At 53.3% G+C, this 5833-nt stretch carries 3 protein-coding genes and 1 pseudogene; all 4 read left to right on the forward strand.

Annotated elements, in window-relative coordinates:
• Window positions 1-13: 13 nt before the first annotated feature.
• Window positions 14-751, forward strand: a complete 738-nt coding sequence (locus tag WLY71_RS29260; RefSeq protein WP_347806347.1) for a DUF4123 domain-containing protein — start codon at window positions 14-16, stop codon at window positions 749-751.
• The gene (locus tag WLY71_RS29265) at window positions 751-5406 is read left to right on the forward strand and encodes an RHS repeat-associated core domain-containing protein (RefSeq protein WP_347806345.1); all 4656 of its coding nucleotides are present in this window, start codon (window positions 751-753) and stop codon (window positions 5404-5406) included. The genes WLY71_RS29260 and WLY71_RS29265 overlap by 1 nt, the downstream gene beginning before the upstream one ends.
• Entirely contained in the window at window positions 5407-5712 is a 306-nt protein-coding gene (locus tag WLY71_RS29270; protein WP_347806346.1) for a hypothetical protein, read from the forward strand. It abuts the gene before it with no gap.
• Window positions 5713-5735: 23 nt separating this feature from the next.
• A pseudogene (locus WLY71_RS29275) lies at window positions 5736-5833 on the forward strand (Hcp family type VI secretion system effector); the annotation flags it as partial.

Here is a 5833-nt window from a genome sequence, read left to right on the forward strand (position 1 = left end):
AAGGCAGGTGCTTGTGCGATCTGATCTTTTGACCCCGCAGGATTGGCTGGCGGAACGGCCGTTGCAGGCTAATGAACGACTTTATTTGATTGTCAGTGCGGCGAGCGATGCCGAAGCGCTGAAAACGCTTTATCAGGTAGAGCCCACCACCCAAGTCACCCCGATTTGGGGCGGTACACCCTACGCAGCCTGGCAACCTGTGATGCCCTACCTCACCGAGATAAAACCCAACTCAAACTTCCTGCCGTGGATCGCTGAAAGCGATGCGCAAGACTGGGGCTGGCTGGCGGTGTCCACCAGTGCGCCGGATGTGGTGTTTGAGCATCTGCGCAGCCTGACTCAAGTGCGGATGCCGGACGGGACCGCGGTGTTCTTCCGGTTCTGGGATGGGCGGCATATTTATCCGATTCTTGAGGGTTTGGGTGATGCGGCAGGCGAAGTACTGCCGGTGTTTGATCGGTACCTGATCAATGGAAAGAGTCTGAAAGTGGGGCCACGCGCGGTACCTCCGGCGAAAGACTGGCCGTGGTGGGAAGTGCCTAAGGCGTTGCTCGATGGCCTGGCCAAGAAAAACCCATCGACCCTGATTGGTAACCTGATGCAATGGCTGGAAGAAGAACGTCCAGACATCTACGCCGCTTACCCCGAGAGCAATCTGAAGCTGAAAATCGCACGTTTCGTGCGTCGCCCGGATGCTCCGAAAAACCTGAATGAAGCACTGTTAAACCACCTGATTCTGGAGCAAGGCTGATGGATCGCGTTGCCTTTGTTGATAACCAACTGACCACCTTCAAGGACAGTCTGAAACTTTACCGTGAGGTGACCGAAAGCAAATTCGCCCAGTGGCTGGATAAAGGCCCTCAGTTCTTTGACAAACCAGCCTTATTGGGAATGAACAGAACCGTCAAACTCGGTAGTGCGAGCGCGACAGTCAGCACAAAGGATAGCGATTTTTCGTCCACCATCGCGGTATGCCCAAAAGACGGCAAATTACTGATTGAAAGTAAATTCGTATCCCTCCATGACATCCCCGTTGGCAATATTAAGGTCGATGTAACACCAGTACAGGGTGGTAACCCCGTTCCTGTTGACTTGGACGAACAAGGCAAAGGTGTTTTCGAAGGGATCCCGGGAAAGAAATATTATGTCCGCGTTCAGAGCAATGTAACCAAAGATCAGGTCACCGAACTCTTTGACTCCTATGACGGTTTAACCCAGCAGCTGCAAACATGGCTGGAAGCCGAGTGGAAAAACTATAAGCCGCTATGGCCTACCCAGGCATTGTCGACAACTTTTCTTGCTCAACTCAATGGCACCGCCAAAGGCAGCTTGGAGGCAATTAAGGGTGCGTTTGATGGCATAAAACGCATATTTGAGATTCTGAAGGACCCTGAGAAATTTGCAGGTGAGCTAGGTCAGAGTGCTACCGATCTGATCAAACTCGCGAAAGAAACACCTGCTGCCATGGAAAAGATAATGCTACTGGCAAGTGACCAGGCAGCCCTATTTTTGCTGCTGAAAACTGCGGTTATCTGGCTTCTTGAATTGCCACCTAGTGTGGTCGCGGGCAAGTTCTCCGAGCAGGCATCCAGCATTTTGGTAACAATCCTTATCGACATCGTGTTGGCAGTGGTGTTGACGTTTGCGGCAGAGGGGTCAGGTATTGCCTATCTGGGCATTCGCCTGGCGACTTACGGAGCAAAAATTCTTGACGCAGTAACTGGTTTCATTAAGGCCGTTTTCAAGATCCTGAAAGCTTTCATGGAGTCTATTGAGAAATACAAGAAGGTAGCCGCCCGCGCGGCCGTTGGCACCTTTGAAAAAGGAAAAGTGAACATTGGTTGGGGCAGGCAGGACCACGCGAAAGTACATGCCTCGGAACATGTGGATGACAAGTCCAAACAATCAACGAACCACGATGACAAAAATGTCGCGTGCTCCCGAGAAACTTGCGTCAACGGCTGCCCGGTTTCGATGGTCACCGGTGAAGAGCTACTAACGCTCACCGATGGTCAACTCAACGGCCTGCTGCCATTTGAATGGACTCGTCTTTATCGCACCAGTGCTGCGGAGATCGATTGTGGCCTGGGCTACGGCTGGAGCCATGCACTAGCGCAGCGAGTAGAGATAAGCAACGACGAGGTTGTCTGGACTGATCACGAAAATCGCATAACGACCTTTCCCCTCCCGAACGAACAGCGGCCAGCCATCACCAATAGCATTTCCAAAGCGGCGATTTACATCGGTGACGATCCATCTGAACTGATTCTGTCCCAGGCTGGCGATCAAACGCGGTTCTACCACTTCCGCTACAACATTAAGGGCGCCACGCTGATCGCTATCAGCGGTAAATACGGCAACCGTCTGCACATCACTCGTGACATTCATGGGCGCATCAAGCGCGTGGATAACGGTTCCGGTCGTGCCTTGCTGTTACGTTACGACCGCAAACATATCGTCGGCGTCGATTATCAGCAGTTCAGCCCGGCAGACAATCTGGAAGACGTCTGGAGCACCATCCAGACATTGGTCAGTTATCGCTACGACGAACAGCATCACTTGGTTGAAGCGAAAAACGCTGCCGGTGAGAGGGAGCGATACGCTTACGATGAGAAGCACGTCATTCTCGAAAGGCAACTGGCAGGTGGCGCCAGCTTTTTCTGGGAGTGGGAAAACGAAGGAAAATCTTCACGCTGCATCCATCACTGGGCGAACTTTTCGCAGATGGACGCTCGCTACTTCTGGGATGACAAAGGTAGCGTCACCGTTTCCAATGCCGACGGCAGTGAGGAAATCTACACCCACGACGATCAAGCCCGACTGATCAGCAAAGTCGAGCCGGATGGTGCCGAACATCTCAAAGCGTATGACGACAAGGGCCGGTTGATTGCCGAAAAAGACCCTCTGGGAGCAATCACAGAATTTCGGTACGACGAAGCTGGACGCTTAGAAGCAGTCATCCCGCCAGAAGACGCGCCGACCCAATACGAATACAGCAATGGTTTTGTAACGATCGTCCGGCGTGACGAAGCGATCTGGAGATACCAGCGAAATACCCAAGGTGACATCACCCAACAAATAGACCCTGACGGTAACGCCACTCAATACAGCTATGACGGACAAGGCCGTTTACTGCAAATCCGTCACCCAGATGGCAGTCGCCATAATCTGGGCTGGAACAATCTGGGCGAGTTGATCGAAGAGCAACTGCCGGACGGGGGGCAGCGCAAGTATCGCTACGACGCACTGGGCAAGCTGATCACTCGCCAGGACGAGAGTGGAAAGGTTACCCAATACCAATGGGATGCTGCCAATCGCCTTGCACAAATCACGCTGCCGGGCGGTGCGATTCGTGCGTTCACCTACAATCCGTATGGTCGTGTCACCGCTGAACGCGACGAATTGGGTCGCATCACTCGCTATGAATACACCGATGGCCTGCACCTGGTCAGTCGACGTATCAACCCAGATGGGAGCCAACTGCGCTACCGCTACGACAACTCGCGCCTGCTGCTGACCGAGATCGAAAACGAACGTGGCGAGCAGTACCACCTCGACTATTTCCCTAACGGCCTGATCCAGCAGGAAATCGGTTTCGACGGTCGGCGCACCGCTTATGAATACGACCTCAACGGTCAATTGCTGAAGAAAACCGAGTTTGGCGATGACGGCAGCGAACTGATCACTGAATACCAACGCGATGCCGCTGGCCGCTTACTGGTAAAAACCCTGGCCGATGGCGAGGAAATCCACTACAGCTACGACGCCTTAGGACGCCTGGTAAACGTCGACGACGGCAACTGGCCCCTCGCCTACGAATACGACCTGCAAGATCGCCTGATCACCGAACACCAAGGCTGGGGCACACTGCGATACGAGTACGACAAGCTCGGTCAACTCAGCCACTGCCGCCTGCCCGATGGCAGCAAACTCGATTACCGCCACCAATCCGGCGGCCGATTGAGCAGCATCGACCTCAACGGCTCGCGCCTGACCACCCACCAGTTCAGCGCCGGTCAGGAACTACAGCGCCAACAAGGCCTGTTGCTTAGCCAATACCAGTACGACGAACAAGGTCGATTGCAGGCGCACACCGTCAGCCAGCAGGAACGCAACTTGTTCCGCCGCCGCTATACCTACGACGCCAATGGCAACCTCGCTGGTATCGACGACAGCCGTAAAGGCAATCGCAGCTACCACTACGACCCGCTCGACCGACTGATCAACGTTCGCGGCAGCACCCCGGAAAGCTTCGCCCACGACCCGGCCGGCAACTTGCTGGGCCAAGGCGACCAAGTCAGTGCGAACCTGGCAAACGTCAAAGGCAACCGCCTGCTGATGCAGGGCGACCGCCACTACGACTACAACGCCTACGGCAACCTGACCCGCGAATGTCGCGGCACCGGGCAAAAACTTGTCACCGAATATCATTACGACTGCCAGCACCGCTTGGTCGGCGCCAGCCTACCGGGTGGCAGCGTCGCAACCTACAAGTACGACGCCTTCGGCCGACGCATCGAAAAAACCGTCAATGGCAGCACCACCGAATTCCTGTGGCAAGGCGAACGCCTGATTGCCGAAAGTGCTGACAACCGCTATCGCACTTACATTTATGAGCCGGGCAGCTTCCGTCCGCTCGCGATGCTCGACGGTGAAGGTCCGTTGAAAGCGACGCCGTTTTACTATCAACTCGACCACCTCGGCACCCCACAAGAACTAACCGACTACAGCGGTGAGATCATGTGGTCGGCCAAATACCGCGCGTACGGGAACCTTACTGCCCTCGACGTGGCTGAGATCAACAACCCGTTGCGTTTCCAGGGGCAGTATTTCGATGCCGAGACGGGCTTACATTACAACCGGCATCGCTACTACAATCCGGGAACCGGGCGGTATCTGACGCCGGATCCGATCAAGCTTGCGGGTGGGTTGAACAACTACCAGTACGTGCCTAACCCTACGGGGTGGGTGGATCCATTGGGATTGAATAGCGATTGTCCCGGCGGAGTGAATTGCAAGCCAGGAACCGTTGACGATCCAGCGAGGAACGCTAGGGTTAATGAGGGGACATCTGGAGCGCCTGATGTCCAATGGACGAATCATCGTAACAAGCACGTCGCCCCCAAGGCTCCTTGGCCAAATGTTGTTAAATCAACGGCCAATGGAGGTGCAGCAAAGTATTTACCTGGAACAGATATCGAAGCACTTGAGCGGCACGCGTTCAAAAACGGCCAGGAAGTCAACAATGGAAAGCCGTGGAAAGTCATTGACATGGGCAAAACCATTGGCGCTAACGATGGCAAAGAAACGCGATTCATGAGGGTTGAGCTAAGTGCAAACACTATCCATGGCCACCCTATTTCCGAAGATGCATTTAAAAAGCTCACAAAGGCGAAGAAAAACTAAATGGACACCAAAAAAATAATTGAGCTTGGCGGAACAATCACATTTGATGACCTATCCCACCTGGATCAACTTATTGACATATCAATGATTGTTGATGATTTAAAGGAGGACCTATTCCAAGCTGTCTTCCCTCATGAGCAAATTATTGATATCGGTTGGTATCCTGAATTCTGTGAAAACGGTACGTTTAGGGTCTCTTTGATTAAAGCCTATGATTGGGAGCACCCTATTTTCAGCGACAAAGCAAAAAACTGGAAAGAGCTGCACCAGGTAATCTTCAACACTTTAAACAAGCTAGAAATATAACATCTAAATCCATTAACCGATCTCAAGGTACCCAAGAGCACTACTACACCACCAAACTGGAAGACGCGATCATCGTCGCCATCAACAACAAAATGCACAACTGCCAGGATCCGTCGAACTC

This window comes from Pseudomonas rossensis (assembly GCF_039888995.1).
Classification (GTDB): Bacteria; Pseudomonadota; Gammaproteobacteria; order Pseudomonadales; family Pseudomonadaceae; genus Aquipseudomonas; species Aquipseudomonas rossensis.